General features: G+C 67.2%; 14 protein-coding genes. 5 read left to right on the forward strand and 9 right to left on the reverse strand.

The features are described 5' to 3' along the window. Positions 1-168 precede the first annotated feature (168 nt). Entirely contained in the window at positions 169-1,368 is a 1,200-nt protein-coding gene (locus QMZ25_RS12045; RefSeq protein WP_164152967.1) for an MFS transporter, read from the reverse strand. A gap of 72 nt (positions 1,369-1,440) precedes the next feature. Between QMZ25_RS12045 and QMZ25_RS12050 the strand changes: the two genes are divergently transcribed. After that, entirely contained in the window at positions 1,441-2,238 is a 798-nt protein-coding gene (locus QMZ25_RS12050; RefSeq protein ID WP_283219691.1) for a helix-turn-helix transcriptional regulator, read from the forward strand. Between the two features lie 61 nt (positions 2,239-2,299). On the opposite strand, the gene dnaJ is transcribed toward QMZ25_RS12050, so the two are convergent. From dnaJ to hrcA, 4 genes are all read right to left on the reverse strand, one after another. After that, positions 2,300-3,424 (reverse strand): molecular chaperone DnaJ, encoded by a 1,125-nt coding sequence (dnaJ, locus tag QMZ25_RS12055; RefSeq protein WP_283219692.1) that lies wholly within the window; start codon positions 3,422-3,424, stop codon positions 2,300-2,302. Positions 3,425-3,577: 153 nt separating this feature from the next. Then, positions 3,578-5,500: a molecular chaperone DnaK gene (gene dnaK, locus QMZ25_RS12060; RefSeq protein WP_053519712.1), complete on the reverse strand. Its 1,923-nt coding sequence runs from the start codon at positions 5,498-5,500 to the stop codon at positions 3,578-3,580. Between the two features lie 206 nt (positions 5,501-5,706). Continuing rightward, positions 5,707-6,222 carry a nucleotide exchange factor GrpE gene (gene grpE, locus QMZ25_RS12065; RefSeq protein ID WP_053519711.1) on the reverse strand — a complete coding sequence of 172 codons (516 nt, stop codon included), beginning with the start codon at positions 6,220-6,222 and terminating at the stop codon, positions 5,707-5,709. A 63-nt stretch (positions 6,223-6,285) separates the two neighbouring features. Beyond that, positions 6,286-7,350: a heat-inducible transcriptional repressor HrcA gene (gene hrcA, locus QMZ25_RS12070; RefSeq protein ID WP_053519710.1), complete on the reverse strand. Its 1,065-nt coding sequence runs from the start codon at positions 7,348-7,350 to the stop codon at positions 6,286-6,288. 114 nt (positions 7,351-7,464) lie between these two features. Here hrcA and recN point away from each other — a divergent pair, with 114 nt between their 5' ends. Further along, a complete protein-coding gene (recN, locus tag QMZ25_RS12075) occupies positions 7,465-9,126 on the forward strand; it encodes a DNA repair protein RecN (protein WP_053519709.1) in 1,662 nt (553 codons plus the stop codon). Between the two features lie 43 nt (positions 9,127-9,169). Here recN and QMZ25_RS12080 read toward each other — a convergent pair whose 3' ends face one another. Beyond that, a complete protein-coding gene (locus QMZ25_RS12080; RefSeq protein WP_283219693.1) occupies positions 9,170-10,087 on the reverse strand; it encodes a LysR family transcriptional regulator in 918 nt (305 codons plus the stop codon). Positions 10,088-10,184: 97 nt separating this feature from the next. Between QMZ25_RS12080 and QMZ25_RS12085 the strand changes: the two genes are divergently transcribed. Next, on the forward strand, positions 10,185-11,438 hold the full coding sequence (locus tag QMZ25_RS12085) for an SGNH/GDSL hydrolase family protein (RefSeq protein ID WP_283219694.1): 1,254 nt from the start codon (positions 10,185-10,187) through the stop codon (positions 11,436-11,438). 55 nt (positions 11,439-11,493) lie between these two features. Here QMZ25_RS12085 and fur read toward each other — a convergent pair whose 3' ends face one another. Next, on the reverse strand, positions 11,494-11,901 hold the full coding sequence (gene fur, locus QMZ25_RS12090; protein ID WP_053519706.1) for a ferric iron uptake transcriptional regulator: 408 nt from the start codon (positions 11,899-11,901) through the stop codon (positions 11,494-11,496). Between the two features lie 103 nt (positions 11,902-12,004). Between fur and bamE the strand changes: the two genes are divergently transcribed. Beyond that, positions 12,005-12,397 (forward strand): outer membrane protein assembly factor BamE, encoded by a 393-nt coding sequence (gene bamE, locus QMZ25_RS12095; protein ID WP_053519705.1) that lies wholly within the window; start codon positions 12,005-12,007, stop codon positions 12,395-12,397. Between the two features lie 36 nt (positions 12,398-12,433). Here bamE and QMZ25_RS12100 read toward each other — a convergent pair whose 3' ends face one another. After that, positions 12,434-12,691: an RnfH family protein gene (locus QMZ25_RS12100; RefSeq protein ID WP_053519704.1), complete on the reverse strand. Its 258-nt coding sequence runs from the start codon at positions 12,689-12,691 to the stop codon at positions 12,434-12,436. Positions 12,692-12,694: 3 nt separating this feature from the next. After that, positions 12,695-13,120, reverse strand: coding sequence for a type II toxin-antitoxin system RatA family toxin (locus QMZ25_RS12105; protein ID WP_053519703.1), 426 nt, complete (start codon positions 13,118-13,120; stop codon positions 12,695-12,697). A 57-nt stretch (positions 13,121-13,177) separates the two neighbouring features. On the opposite strand from QMZ25_RS12105, the gene smpB reads away from it, so the two are divergent. After that, positions 13,178-13,681 carry an SsrA-binding protein SmpB gene (gene smpB, locus QMZ25_RS12110; RefSeq protein WP_019661238.1) on the forward strand — a complete coding sequence of 168 codons (504 nt, stop codon included), beginning with the start codon at positions 13,178-13,180 and terminating at the stop codon, positions 13,679-13,681. The last annotated feature ends 81 nt before the right edge of the window (positions 13,682-13,762 follow it).

Here is a 13,762-nt window from a genome sequence, read left to right on the forward strand (position 1 = left end):
GGTTGCGGGGGCGTGAGCCGCATGGATGCGGCGACCGAGCTTACATGGACGTACTTGCAGCGTCCCCCGCCAACCGGACCCACCCCGCCAATCCACGGATAGCGCGCTTCGGTTGTTGCCGTTGCCTCTGCAGGTGCAGGGCTGCAAGCCCTGCAAACCCACCCTCCCTCAGTGAGCAGCAGGCCGCGACGGCGGCAGCCATGCCGCCACGATGCCGAGCAGCGGCAGGAACGCCGTCAGGTGATAGACGTATTCGATGCTGGTCCTGTCCGCCAGCAGGCCCAGCACCGCCGCGCCCAGGCCGCCCATGCCGAACGCAAAACCGAAGAACAGGCCCGACACCATGCCGATCCGGTGCGGCATCATCTCCTGCGCATAGACCACGATGGCAGAGAAGGCAGACGACAACACGAAACCGATCAGCACCGCCAGCACCGTGGTCCACAGCAGATCCGCATGCGGCAACGCCAGTGCGAACGGCGCTACGCCCAGGATCGAGGTCCAGATGATCGGCTTGCGACCGATGCGGTCACCCAGCGGGCCACCGAGGAAGCCACCGGCGGCGGATGCCACCAGGAACGCGAACAGGTGCAGCTGCGCCTGCGCCACCGGAATGCCGAAATGGTGGATCAGGTAGAAGGTGAAGTAGCTGCCGATGCTGGCCATGTAGAAGTACTTGCTGAAGATCAGCACCAGCAGGATCGCCAGCACCTTGGCCACGGTGCGCGGAGGATGCCGCGACGCCACCGCCGCCACGCCGGCCGGGCGGGGTGCGCCCAGGTGCAGCGCATACCAGCGGCTCACATAGGTCAGCAGGGCGATGCCGACCAGCGCAGCACCGGCAAACCATGAGGCCGCATGCTGGCCGTACGGCACGATCACGGCGGCGGCAATCAGCGGCCCCAGCGCGGTACCGAAGTTGCCGCCGACCTGGAACACCGACTGTGCGAAGCCATGGCGCCCGCCGGACGCCAGCCGTGCGATGCGCGACGCTTCCGGGTGGAAGATCGCCGATCCGATGCCGACCAGCGCGGCGGCCATCAGGACCATCGCATAGTTCGGCGCGAAGCCGAGCAGCAGCATCCCGCACAGCGTCGAGGCCATGCCGATCGGCAACGAGTACGGCGCTGGATGGCGGTCGGTATGCATCCCCACCAGCGGTTGGAAGATCGACGCGGTGAGCTGGTAGGTCAGCGTGATCAGGCCGATCTGGGTGAAGCTGAGATTGAAGCCGCCCTTGATGACCGGATAGATCGCCAGGATCAACGACTGCATCATGTCGTTGACGACATGCGAGGTGGAGATGGCGGCCAGTACGCCGGGCGCCACCGGGCGGGAGGTCGTTGCAGGGGAAGCCAGAGTCGACATGGACGCAGTCAGATTTGAGGGCGGTTCCGCATGCTACGGTTGCCTTCCCCTCCCTTCTGCCGCGTTCGGGTCATGGCCTATCGCAAAAAGGACATTGGCGGTGACGTCGATCCGGCTGCGCCGTGGCGCGATGTGCCGCTGCATCGCCCGGTCACCTACCGGGTTACCCAGTATCCGGCCGGCACCCATATCGCAGGCCACAAGCACCAGCGCCACCAGCTGGTCTATGCCATCTCCGGGCTGATGGTGGTGCGCTCGGAAGTCGGTCGCTGGGTCGTGCCCTCCACCCGTGCGATCTGGATGCCGGCCGGCATGGTGCACGCGGTGGACTGCATTGCCGCCGTGCACATGCGCAGCCTGTACATCGACCCATCATTCGCCCCGCAACTGCCGGCCGAACCGTTCGCGGTACAGGTGGCGCCGCTGCTGCGCGAACTGCTGCAGGCAGCCACCCTGATCAAGGGCGAGCACATCGAAGACAGCCGCGATGGCCGCCTGGTGCGCCTTCTGCTGGACGAGCTGCATCGCATGGACGTATTGCCGCTGCACCTGCCCGCGCCTACCAATCCGCGCCTGCAGCGGATCTGCCAGCACCTGCAGAAGCACCCCGGCGATGACGCCACGCTGCAGGACTGGGCGCAGTCACTGGAAGTGGATGTGAAAACCATCCAGCGCCACTTCGCCAACGAACTGGGCATGACCTTCGGCCAGTGGCGGCAGCAGGCGCGGCTGCTGGCGGCAATGGAACGGCTGGCGACCGGCGAGAAGGTCATCGATGTCGCACTGGCGATGGGCTACGACAGCCCCAGCGCGTTCACCAGCATGTTCAAGCGCCAGCTGGGGCAGACCCCGGCGGCGTTCTTCCGCTGAACCCATGCACAGAAACGCCGGGCATGGCCCGGCGCTACCGTTCAACGCTTGCGTTGAAAATTCAGGACGTCATCCGGTCCCAGAAGCCCTTCACGCCGTCCATGAAGGTGGCGGACTTCGGCGAGTGCTTGCGCGCTTCCTCACCGACGAAGGTGGCCTCGAACTGCTCCAGCAGCCTGCGCTGGTCGTTGGTCAGGTTGACCGGCGTCTCGACCACCACGCGGCAATACAGATCGCCCTCGCTGCGGCTGCGCACCGAACGCACGCCCTTGCCGCGCAGGCGGAACAGTTTGCCGGTCTGGGTCTCTGCCGGAATGCGGATCTCCGCTTCGCCACCCAGCGTCGCCACGCGCACGGTATCGCCGAGCGCCGCCTGCGAGATGCGGATCGGCACTTCACAATGCAGATCGTCGCCATCGCGCTGGAAGATGGGGTGCTCGCGCACGCGCACTTCCACGTACAGGTCGCCCGGCGACGTGCCGGCCGGCCCCGCTTCGCCCTCGCCAGCCAAGCGGATGCGATCGCCGGTGTCGACGCCCGCCGGCACCTTCACCGACAGCACCTTGTCTTCCTCGACACGGCCATTGCCGTGGCAGGTCTTGCAGGGCTTGGCGATGATCTGGCCGCGGCCGCCGCAGTTGTGGCAGGCCTGCTGCATGGCGAAGATGCCGCGCTGGATGCGCACCTGGCCGCGGCCGTGGCAGACGTTGCAGGTCTCCACCTTGCCGTCTTCCGAGCCACTGCCATCGCAATCGCCGCATTCGGCCAGCGTCGGGATCTCGATGCGGCGCTCGACGCCACGCACCGCTTCTTCCAGGTCCAGCTCCATCACGTAACCGATGTCGGCACCGCGGCGTGCCTGGCGCGGACCGCCGCCGGCACCACCGAAGATGTTGCCGAAGATGTCGCCGAAGATATCGTTCATGTCCGGACCACCCGGACCGCCCCCGCCCATGCCGTGCTCGAACGCGGCATGACCGTGGCTGTCATACATCCGGCGCTTGTTGCCGTCGGACAGCACCTCGTAGGCTTCCTTGCACTCCTTGAAGGAGGCTTCGGCGGCCGCATCCCCCGGATTTCGGTCCGGATGGAACTTCATCGCGCAGCGGCGGTAAGCCTTCTTCAGCTCTTCTTCGTTGGCGGTGCGGGCCACGCCCAGCACTTCGTAGTAATCGCGCTTGCTCATATCGTGAATCGGCTTCCGGAATGTCGGGATTCGTCAAAGCGGAAGAGCGGAACCAGGTCCGCTCTTGCGTCGGGCGCCCCGACGCGCCGGAGGCGGTCAGGACCCTGATGCGACAACGGGACGCTGCCAGGCAGCGTCCCGCGTCGGTCCGGATCAGGACTTCTTGTCGTCCTTGACTTCGGTGAACTCGGCGTCCACCACGTCGTCGTTGCCCTTGCCCGCATTGCCGGCATCGGCGCCCGGGGCACCGCCCTGCTCTGCCGACGCTGCGGCGAACAGCGACTGGCCGGCTTCCTCCAGCACCTTCGACTTGGCTTCGATCTGTGCCTTGTCGTCGCCCTTCATCGCGGTTTCAAGATCGGCCAGAGCCGCTTCAACCTTGCCGATGACATCGCCGCCGACCTTGCTGCCGTGCTCGGTGATGGCGCTGCGGGTGCCGTGGATCAGGGCATCGGCCTGGTTGCGGGCCTGCACCAGCTCCTGGAACTTCTTGTCTTCTTCGCGGTTGGCTTCCGCGTCGGCGACCATGCGCGCGATCTCTTCCTCGGACAGGCCCGAGCCGGCCTTGATCTCGACCTTCTGTTCCTTGTTGGTCTTCTTGTCCTTGGCCGACACATGCAGGATGCCGTTGGCGTCGATGTCGAAGGACACTTCCACCTGCGGCAGGCCACGCGGCGCCGGCTCGATGCCGGACAGGTCGAACTTGGCCAGCGACTTGTTGAAGCGGGCCTGTTCGCGCTCACCCTGCAGCACGTGCACGGTCACGGCCGACTGGTTGTCCTCGGCGGTGGAGAACACCTGCGAGGCCTTGGTCGGGATGGTGGTGTTCTTCTCGATGATCTTGGTGAACACGCCGCCCATGGTTTCGATGCCCAGCGACAGCGGGGTCACGTCCAGCAGCAGCACGTCCTTGACGTCGCCGCCCAGCACGCCACCCTGGATCGCCGCACCCAGTGCCACGGCTTCGTCCGGGTTGACGTCCTTGCGCGGCTCCTTGCCGAAGAACTCGGTCACCGCCTGCTGCACCTTCGGCATGCGGGTCTGGCCACCGACCAGGATCACTTCGCTGATGTCGCTCGAACGCAGGCCGGCATCGTTCAGGGCGACGCGGCACGGCTCGATCGACTTCTTGATCAGGTCTTCCACCAGCGCTTCCAGCTTGGCGCGGGTCAGCTTGATGTTCAGGTGCTTCGGACCCGACGCGTCAGCGGTGACGTACGGCAGGTTCACTTCGGTCTGCTGGGCGCTGGACAGCTCGATCTTGGCACGCTCGGCAGCGTCCTTCAGGCGCTGCAGGGCCAGCGGATCCTTGCGCAGGTCGATGCCCTGGTCCTTGTTGAACTCTTCCACCAGGTACTCGATGACGCGGTTGTCGAAGTCTTCGCCGCCCAGGAAGGTGTCGCCGTTGGTGGCCAGCACTTCAAACTGCTTCTCGCCGTCGACGTTGGCGATCTCGATCACCGAGACGTCGAAGGTACCGCCGCCCAGGTCGTACACAACGATCTTGCGATCCTTGTTGTCGCCCTTGTCCAGGCCATAGGCCAGCGCGGCCGCGGTCGGCTCGTTGATGATGCGCTTGACGTCCAGGCCCGCGATGCGGCCAGCATCCTTGGTGGCCTGGCGCTGGCTGTCGTTGAAGTAGGCCGGCACGGTGATGACCGCTTCGGTGACCTTCTCACCGAGGAAGTCCTCGGCGGTCTTCTTCATCTTCTCCAGTACCTTGGCCGAGATTTCCTGCGGCGCCATCTTCTTGGCGTCGCTGGTAGCCACCCACGCATCACCATTGTCATGGGCGAGGATGCTGTACGGGACGTGGGCGATGTCCTTCTGCACCTCGGCGTCGGTGAACTTGCGGCCGATCAGGCGCTTCACCGCGTAGAAGGTGTTCTTCGGGTTGGTCACCGCCTGGCGCTTGGCCGAGGCACCGACCAGGACTTCGCCGTCCTTGGTGTAGGCGACGATCGACGGGGTGGTGCGATCGCCTTCCGAATTCTCGATGACGCGGGCCTTGCCGCCGTCCATGATCGCCACGCACGAGTTGGTGGTGCCGAGGTCGATACCAATGATCTTGCCCATGGGGGAGACTCCTGAGAAATGCTGTGTGGATGTCAGTCCGGCCGCTCGGCCGGTGGATGAATGGGATGTGGGGGAGGCTCGTGGAACATTCAAGCCATCTCCCGAACGCTGTGTTCAGCCGTTCAAGGTTCGCCGGGCATGGCCCGGCGATGACGATCCGGGGGTAGCACCGGGCCATGCCCGGCGGCCGCTCCCGGATCGACCGCTCAGTCGGCGGCCACCACCACCAGCGCCGGCCGCAGCAGGCGCTCGTTGAGCAGATAGCCCTTCTGGAACACGGTCACCACGCTGCCCGGGGCGGCGTCCGGGGCCGGCACCTGGCTGATCGCCTGGTGGTGCTCCGGGTTGAACGGCTGGCCGGTCGGGTCAATCAGGACCAGGCCGTTGTCGGCGGCGACCTTCAGCAACTGCTTGTAGGTCAGCTCCAGGCCCTCGCGCAGCGGGTGCGGGTCGTCGCCGGCGGCCTTCAGGCCGGCATCCAGGCTGTCGAACACGGGCAGCAGTTCGCCCAGCAGCTTCTCGTTGGCGAACTTGCGGGCCTGCTCGATGTCGCGGGCCACGCGCTTGCGCTGGTTCTCCAGGTCGGCGCGCTCACGCAGCGCATCGGCCCTGACCTGCTCGACTTCCGCGCGCAGGCGCTCCACTTCGTCATTGACGCCTGCTGCGGCGGCCGCGTCGGCGGCGCTCTGCTGGGATTCGAAATCTGGATGTTCGTGGTTCATGTCTGGGTCCCTGGCGGTCACTCCCCGCCTCCACCCACCCTAGTGTGGGCGGGATGCTGCGTTTCAAGCGTCCGCGGCACCGGATCCGCGTCCGGTCGGTGAAAAGGCCGCCCCCAGCACGTCGGCGGTGGCCTGTACCAGCGGGATCATGCGGTCGTAAGCCATCCGCTTCGGCCCGATCACCCCCAGCACGCCCAGCACCTGCCCATTGGCCGCATACGGGGCGGTCACCAGCGAAACCCCCTGCAGCGGCATCATCCCGGTCTCTTCGCCGATGAAGATGCGCACGCCCGGGGCCTGGATGGTCCGCTCCAGCAGCTGCAGGATCTCGCGCTTGCTGGAAAACAGCTCGAACAGTTCACGCAGGCGCTCCAGGTCGGACAGGTCCTGGACCCCCATCAGGCGGGTCTGGCCCGCCACCAGCATGTCGTCGGCCGCGGGCTGCAGGGCCTGCTCGGCCAGTTCGATGCTGTGCGCCAGCAGCTGCTCCAGCTCGGAACGGGCATCGCGCAGCTCCAGCAGCAGGCGCGCCCGGATCTCCGCCAGCGGCAGCCCGGCGAAATGGGCGTTGAGGTAATTGGCGACCTGCTCCAGCTGGCCCGGGGCGAAGTCCTGGCGGGTTTCGATCACCCGGTTCTGGACCTCGTTGTCGGCGAACACCAGGATCGCCAGCACCCGGCGGCCGTCCAGCGCCACGAAATCGATCTGGCGGAAGGCGAACTGCTCGCGCCGCGGCGCGCTGACCACGCCGACGAAGTGGCTCATCGCCGACAGCAGCTCGGAGGCACTGCCGAGCAGGGCCTGGGTGCTGCCGCCACCGGCCAGTTCCTGGCGCAAGCGGGCCAGCTCGCCCTCGCCCGGCGGCTGCATCTGCAGCAGGCTGTCGACAAACACCCGGTAGCCATGCGCAGTCGGGATCCGCCCGGCGGAGGTATGCGGCGACGCCAGCAGGCCCAGGTCCTCCAGGTCGCCGAGGATGTTGCGGATGGTGGCCGGGCTGACTTCCAGCCCGGCCACGCGCGCCAGCGTCTGCGAGCCCACGGGCTCACCATCCTGGATGTGGCGCGCGATCAGCGTGCGCAGCAGATGGCGCGCGCGCGGGGCGAGTTGGTCGGCGGAACCGTGCATGGAATCAACCTGTGAGACACGGAGACTAGATAATGGCGCCGGATCACCTTGGCAAGCCATTGGACCGCCCGCGTGCGCGTGCTAGCGTTGCGCGGCTCAGCTACCCCCAGACCCATGCTCAGACACCTATCGATCAAGGATTTCGCCGTCGTCCGCGCTACCGAACTTGAATTCGGGCCTGGCATGACCGTGGTTTCAGGCGAGACCGGCGCCGGCAAGTCGCTGATGGTCGACGCGCTGGGCTTCCTGTCCGGCCTGCGCGCCGACAGCGGCGTGGTCCGCCACGGTGCCGCCCGTGCCGAGCTGTCGGCCGAGTTCGCGCTGGAGCATCTGCAGGCCGCACGCCAGTGGCTGGCCGACAACGAGCTGGACGATGAGGACCAGTGCCAGCTGCGCCGCGTGATCCGCGCCGACGGCGGTTCGCGGGCCTGGATCAACGGCCGCCCGGTCACCCTCGCCCAGTTGGGCGAACTGGCCGCGCTGCTGGTGGAAATCCACGGCCAGCATGAACAGCAGGCCCTGCTGGCGCGTCCTTCCCAGCTGGCCCTGCTTGATGCCTATGCCGGCAACGAGGAAGAGCGCCGTCAGGTCCGCCGCGCCGCAGCCGCCTGGCAGGCACTGGTCGATGAATCCCTGGCGCTGTCGCAACAGGGCGACGTCAGTGACCGTATCGGTTTCCTCGAGCATCAGCTGCGCGAACTGGACCGTGAGGATCTGGAGCCCGAATCGATCCTCGCGCTGGGCGCCAGCCATCGGCGCCAGGCCCATGCCAGCGCGCTGCTGACCGCCTGCCAGGCCGCCAGCAACCAGCTCAACGGCGACGAGGGCAGCTCGGCGCTGGATCAGCTGCAGCAGGTGCGGCACGAACTGGCCCGGCTGATCGAACACGACCCGCGCCTGGGCGAGGTGGACAGCCTGATCGAAAACGCGTCGATCCAGCTGCACGAAGCCCTGTCCCTGCTCGACCGCGTGCACGACGACCTGGATGCCGACCCCGAGCAGTTCGAGGAGAACGAGCGCCGTCTCGGCCGCCTGCACGACCTTGCGCGCAAGCATCGCGTGCCGATGGACGAACTGGGCGCGCAGCGCGAGCGCATGCATGCCGAAGTGGAGCAGCTGCGCGGCGCCGACGAACGGCTGCAGCGCCTGGCCGGCGAGATCGACAAGGCCGCGGCCGCCTGGCGGGTGCAGGCCGAAGCACTGACCGCAAGCCGGCGCAGTGCGGCGGCCGCGCTGTCGACCACCACCACCGGCATCATCGCCGAGCTGGGCATGGGCGGTGGCCAGTTCCTGATCGAGCTGGAACCCCAGGACGGCGGCAAGCCCGACCCGCAGGGCGCCGAACGCGTGGAGTTCCTGGTCGCGGCCAATGCCGGTCAACCACCACGCGCCCTGCGCAAGGTGGCCTCGGGTGGCGAACTGTCGCGCATCTCGCTGGCAATCGAAGTGGCCGCGCTCGACCTGGACGCCGTGCCGACCATGGTGTTCGACGAAGTCGACTCGGGCATCGGTGGCGCGGTGGCCGACATCGTCGGCCAGAAACTGCGCGCCCTTGGCGAGAAGCGCCAGGTGCTGTGCGTGACCCACCTGCCGCAGGTCGCGTCCAAGGGCCATGCCCACTACCGGGTCAGCAAGGCACCGGTGGAAGGCATGACCCAGAGTGCGGTGGAGAAGCTGGACCTCAAGGCACGCGAGGAAGAACTGGCACGCATGCTCGGTGGCGTCGAAGTGAGCAAGGAAGCGCGCGCCGCCGCCCGCAAGCTGCTGCAGGTCTGACGCCGGCGGCGTCGAGCGACGCCCGGTCCGTCCCACCGCAGGTTCACCCCAGCGGCCGCGCCAGATCCACCTTTTCCACCAGGAAATCCAGGAACGCACGCACCCGCAGCGGCAGATAGCCACCCTGCCCCAGGAATACCGCGTGCACCTCTTCCAGATCGCCGGGATTGGCCTCTTCCAGCACCGGCAGCAGCCGCCCGGCCGCTATGTCGTCCCTGACCTGGAACGCGGCCAGCCGGGCCAGCCCGAGCCCTCCCAGCACCAGCTGCCGCAGGGCATCGCCGTTGCTGGCGCGCGCATTGCCGCTGGTGGGCACGCGCAGCACCTGGCCGCCCTGCAGCAGCGGCCACCCCTGCATCGCCCGCGCATGGCCGATGTCCAGCCGGTTGTGCGTCTGCAGGTCGTCGACGTTGCCAGGAAGACCGTGTCGCTGCGCATAGCCGGGTGAGGCCACGATCATCATCCGCGTCGCCCCCAACCGTCGTGCCACCAGGCGGGAACTCTTCAGCGGACCGGCCCGCACGGCCACATCGGTGCGCTGCTCGAGCAGATCGATCACTTCATCGGTCAGGGTCAGATCCACCCCCACCTGCGGGTGCTGCTGCAGGAACATGGGCAGCAACGGCAGCAGGAAATGCTGGCCGAAGGGCACGTTGGCATTCACCCGCAACCGCCCACGCGGTTCGGCATGCGCGCTCGCACAGCGCTCGGCCTCTTCCAGGTCAGCAAGCACGCGCAGCCCGCGCTCGTAGAAGGCGCAGCCCTCCGGGGTCAGCTGCAGCTGGCGGGTGGATCGCTGCAGCAGGCGCGTGCCCAGCCGCTGTTCCAGCCGCGCCACCAGCTTGCTGACCGCCGAAGGCGTCATGTCCAGGCTGCGGGCCGCCGCGGAGAATCCGCCGGTCTCGATCACCCTCACGAACACTTCCAGCTCGCCGGAACGATTGATGTCGGGTCGCGCCATGGTGATGAATCCAGTTCACAGATGATTATCCAGGCGCAGTCTAGTTCACAGAAAGCGGCAGGGACACCATGGCCCCTCCTTCCGACGGACCCTTCCGATGAACCGCCTGAGCACGTTGACCACCGCTGCCCTGCTCACCCTGTCCGCAGCAGCCAGCGCCACGGCCGCCCCTCCCCGGCACTGGGTGGCCAGCTGGCAAGCCAGTCCACAACCGGTTTGGCAGGCAGACTTCCTGTTTCCGACGCTGATCCCCGCAGAGCTGGCCGACCAGACCTTCCGCCAAACCGTCCGCATCAGCCTGGGCGGCTCGCGCCTGCGTGTCCGCTTGAGCAACGCCTACGGGACACAGCCACTGCGGGTGGGCCGGGCCACCCTGGCGGCACATCCGGGCGAGGTGCCGCAGGCGCTGACCTTCGATGGCCAGCCCGGCGTGCTGATCGCGCCTGGCCAGGACCGGCTCAGCGACGCGCTGCCACTGCCCACGCGCAACCTGCAGTCGCTGCAGGTCAGCATCCATCTGCCACAGCCCACGCCGCTGCGGACGTTCCACTGGGAGGGCCGGCAGACCAGTTGGATCGCGCCGGGTGACCAGAGCCTGGCTGCGGACCTGGACGGGGCCCGCAGCACCACGGCCCGCCTGCTGCTGTCCGGCATCGACGTCGAAACCGCAGCCCGCGCGCGCAGCGTGGTGGTGATCGGCGACTCGATCACTGATGGCGCAACGGCCAGCCTCGACCAGGACCAGCGCTGGACCGACCATCTCGCCGCACGGCTGGCACCGCAGGGAATCGCAGTGGTCAACGCCGGCATCTCCGGCGGACGCCTGCTGCGCGACGGCATGGGGGAATCCGCCCTGGCCCGCTTCGCGCGCGATGTCCTCGACCAGCCCGGTGTCGCCAGTGTGATCGTGCTGATCGGCATCAACGACATCAGCTGGCCGGGCACAGCGTTCGCGCGCGGCCAGGACCGGCCCGGGCTCGCCGAACTGCAGGCCGGCTATCGCAGCCTGGCCGGACAGGCCCATCGCCATGGACTGCGCATTGTCGGCGCAACCCTGCCGCCGTTCGCCGGTGCCCTGCCCGGCACCCCGCTGGACGACTACTACCAGCCGCACAAGGACGCACTGCGCCAGCAGCTCAATGCCTGGCTGCGGCAGGACAGCCCATTCGATGCGGTGATCGACCTGGATGCAGTGCTGCGCGACCCCGCCGATCCCTCACGGATGGCCGCCGCCTACGATTCAGGCGACCATCTGCATCCGGGCGATGCCGGCAACCGGGCCATGGCCGAGGCCGTGGATCTGCGGATGCTGATGCCGCCATCGCACCCGGCGGTCACTCCGCCGCGCTGACGAAAAACCCCGGGGCCAGCCCGGGGTCTCGTCGCAACCGGCACGCAGGGGGGGCCTATCTGCGCTTCTTGCGCACGTACAGCACCAGCGAATGTTCTTCCAGCTCATAGCCGTGATCGGCCGCGATCTTGCGCTGCAGTTCCTCGATCTCGGTACTTTCGAACTCGATGATCTTGCCGCTGTCCACATCGACCATGTGATCGTGATGGCCGCCGCGGTCCAGTTCATAGACGGCCTGGCCGCCTTCGAAATTGTGCTTGAGCACGAGGCCGGCAGCCTCGAACTGGGTCAGTACCCGGTACACCGTGGCCAGGCCGATCTCGTCACCATGCTCCAGCAGCTGGCGGTAGATGTCTTCGGCGGTCATGTGGTGCTGGGCAGTGCGCTGCTCGAGCAGCGCCAGGATCCGCATCCGTGGATGGGTTACCTTCAGGCCGACTTTACGCAGGTCGTGGGTTTCCATAGGTCTCCGTTCATTGGCGATTTAGCGCCAGCTGCCTCGGATTGGGTCGCGGTGGCACGCCGGGAGTGTATCATCGGTTCGATTTCCCCAACCGCCAGTCCCGATGCGCAATCTCCTGTTGGTCGCCGCCGTCGCCCTGTCCACCACCGGGTGCGGCATCATCTACAAGCAACCCATCTATCAGGGCAACCTGATCCGGGAAGATGCCGTGGCCAAGCTGCAGGTCGGGCAAAGCAAGCAGCAGGTGAACGCGCTGCTGGGCACGCCCTCCGTGCCGGACCCGTTCCATGCCCAGCGCTGGGACTACACCTCCAGCCAGCGGGTCGACCGTCTCGGCCGCACGGAAGTGAAGAACTTCACCGTGTATTTCGAGAACGACGCCGTGACGCGCTGGGAGGGTGACTATTTCCCGGCCAACGACAAGGCGCTGGCCCAGCAGACCGTCCGCCAGTTCGGCCGCAACCTGCCGAAGGACAAGAAGAAGAAGGGCCGCTGAGGCCGCCGGCCCGTTCCGACGGACGGGCCCTGGCCCTCAACCGCCGAGCGCGCGACGCCGGCGGTTGTCCTTGGGATCGGCCTGCAGCGGGCGCAGCAGTTCGACCCGGTCCCCATCCAGCAGTGCCTGCTGCGGGCGGGCCAGCACACCATGCACGGCGGCAGCCGGGCAGCCGGCACTGCCCTCAAGAGCGGCAGCGGCGATCGCATCGGCAACCGTGGCGCCCTCTTCCAGCTGCAACCGGCGTGACAGCACCCGCTGCGGCCAAGCAAGCACCACCTCGACCTCGATCATCGCTCAGTCCTCGTCGGCGACCCGGACGAAATCGTTGACCATGCGATCGGCCAGACCCTGGAAGCCGATCGCCAGCGCCGGGCCCAGCAGCCGTGAGCTGGGTTCGAATTCCAGGGTCAGCGTCACCTTGCAGGCGTCTTCGGCCAGCGCGTGGAATTCCCAACGGCCATGAAGCTGCTTGAAGGGACCGTCGCGCAGCTGCATGTCGATGCTGTGCGGGCGCTGCAGGGTGTTCTCGGTCTGGAACCAGGTACTGAACGAACCCAGGCCCAGGTCCAGACGCGCCACCAGCCGGTCCTCGCCCTGCTCCAGGATGCGGGCATCGGAGCACCAGCGGAAGCGGCGCGGATAAGCCTGGACGTCGTTGACCAGGTCGAACATGCGCGCGGCCGAATGTTCGACCAGGGCGCTGCGGCGGATAGTAGGCATGTATACGGGACGTTTCGGCAATCGACCGGGCGGGCCCGAATCGGAGACAATACGGAAATGAGCAAGAACAGCGGCAAGGATAAAGCAAAGAGCGCGACGGCCAACAAAACCATCGCGCTGAACAAGCGTGCCCGCCACGAGTACCACATCGAAGAGCGCTTCGAGGCCGGGCTCGCCCTGCAGGGCTGGGAGGTCAAGTCGATCCGGGCGGGGCGCGGCAACATCATCGACGCCTACGCTTACGTGAAGCGTGGCGAGATCTACCTGATCGGCGCACAGATCACTCCGTTGATCCAGGCCTCCACCCATGTGGTGGCCGAGGATCGGCGCGAGCGCAAGCTGCTGCTGCACCGGAACGAGATCGACAAGCTGATCGGCAAGGTCGAGCGTGATGGCTATACGATCGTGCCGACCGCGATGTACTGGAGCAAGAACAAGATCAAGCTCGAGATCGCGCTGGCCAAGGGCAAGCAGAACCACGACAAGCGCGATGCGGCCAAGGATCGCGACTGGGCGATCGAGAAGCAGCGGGTGATGCGGCGCGGCAACCGCGACGCCTGAGGCAGGCCCCGCCGCCATGTGGCGCCGGGCGATGCCCGGCGGCCCGGGCCATCAACCGGCCAGCATGCCCTGCCCGCGCGC

This window comes from Stenotrophomonas sp. RS-48 (assembly GCF_030053245.1).
GTDB lineage: Bacteria > Pseudomonadota > Gammaproteobacteria > Xanthomonadales > Xanthomonadaceae > Stenotrophomonas > Stenotrophomonas maltophilia_P.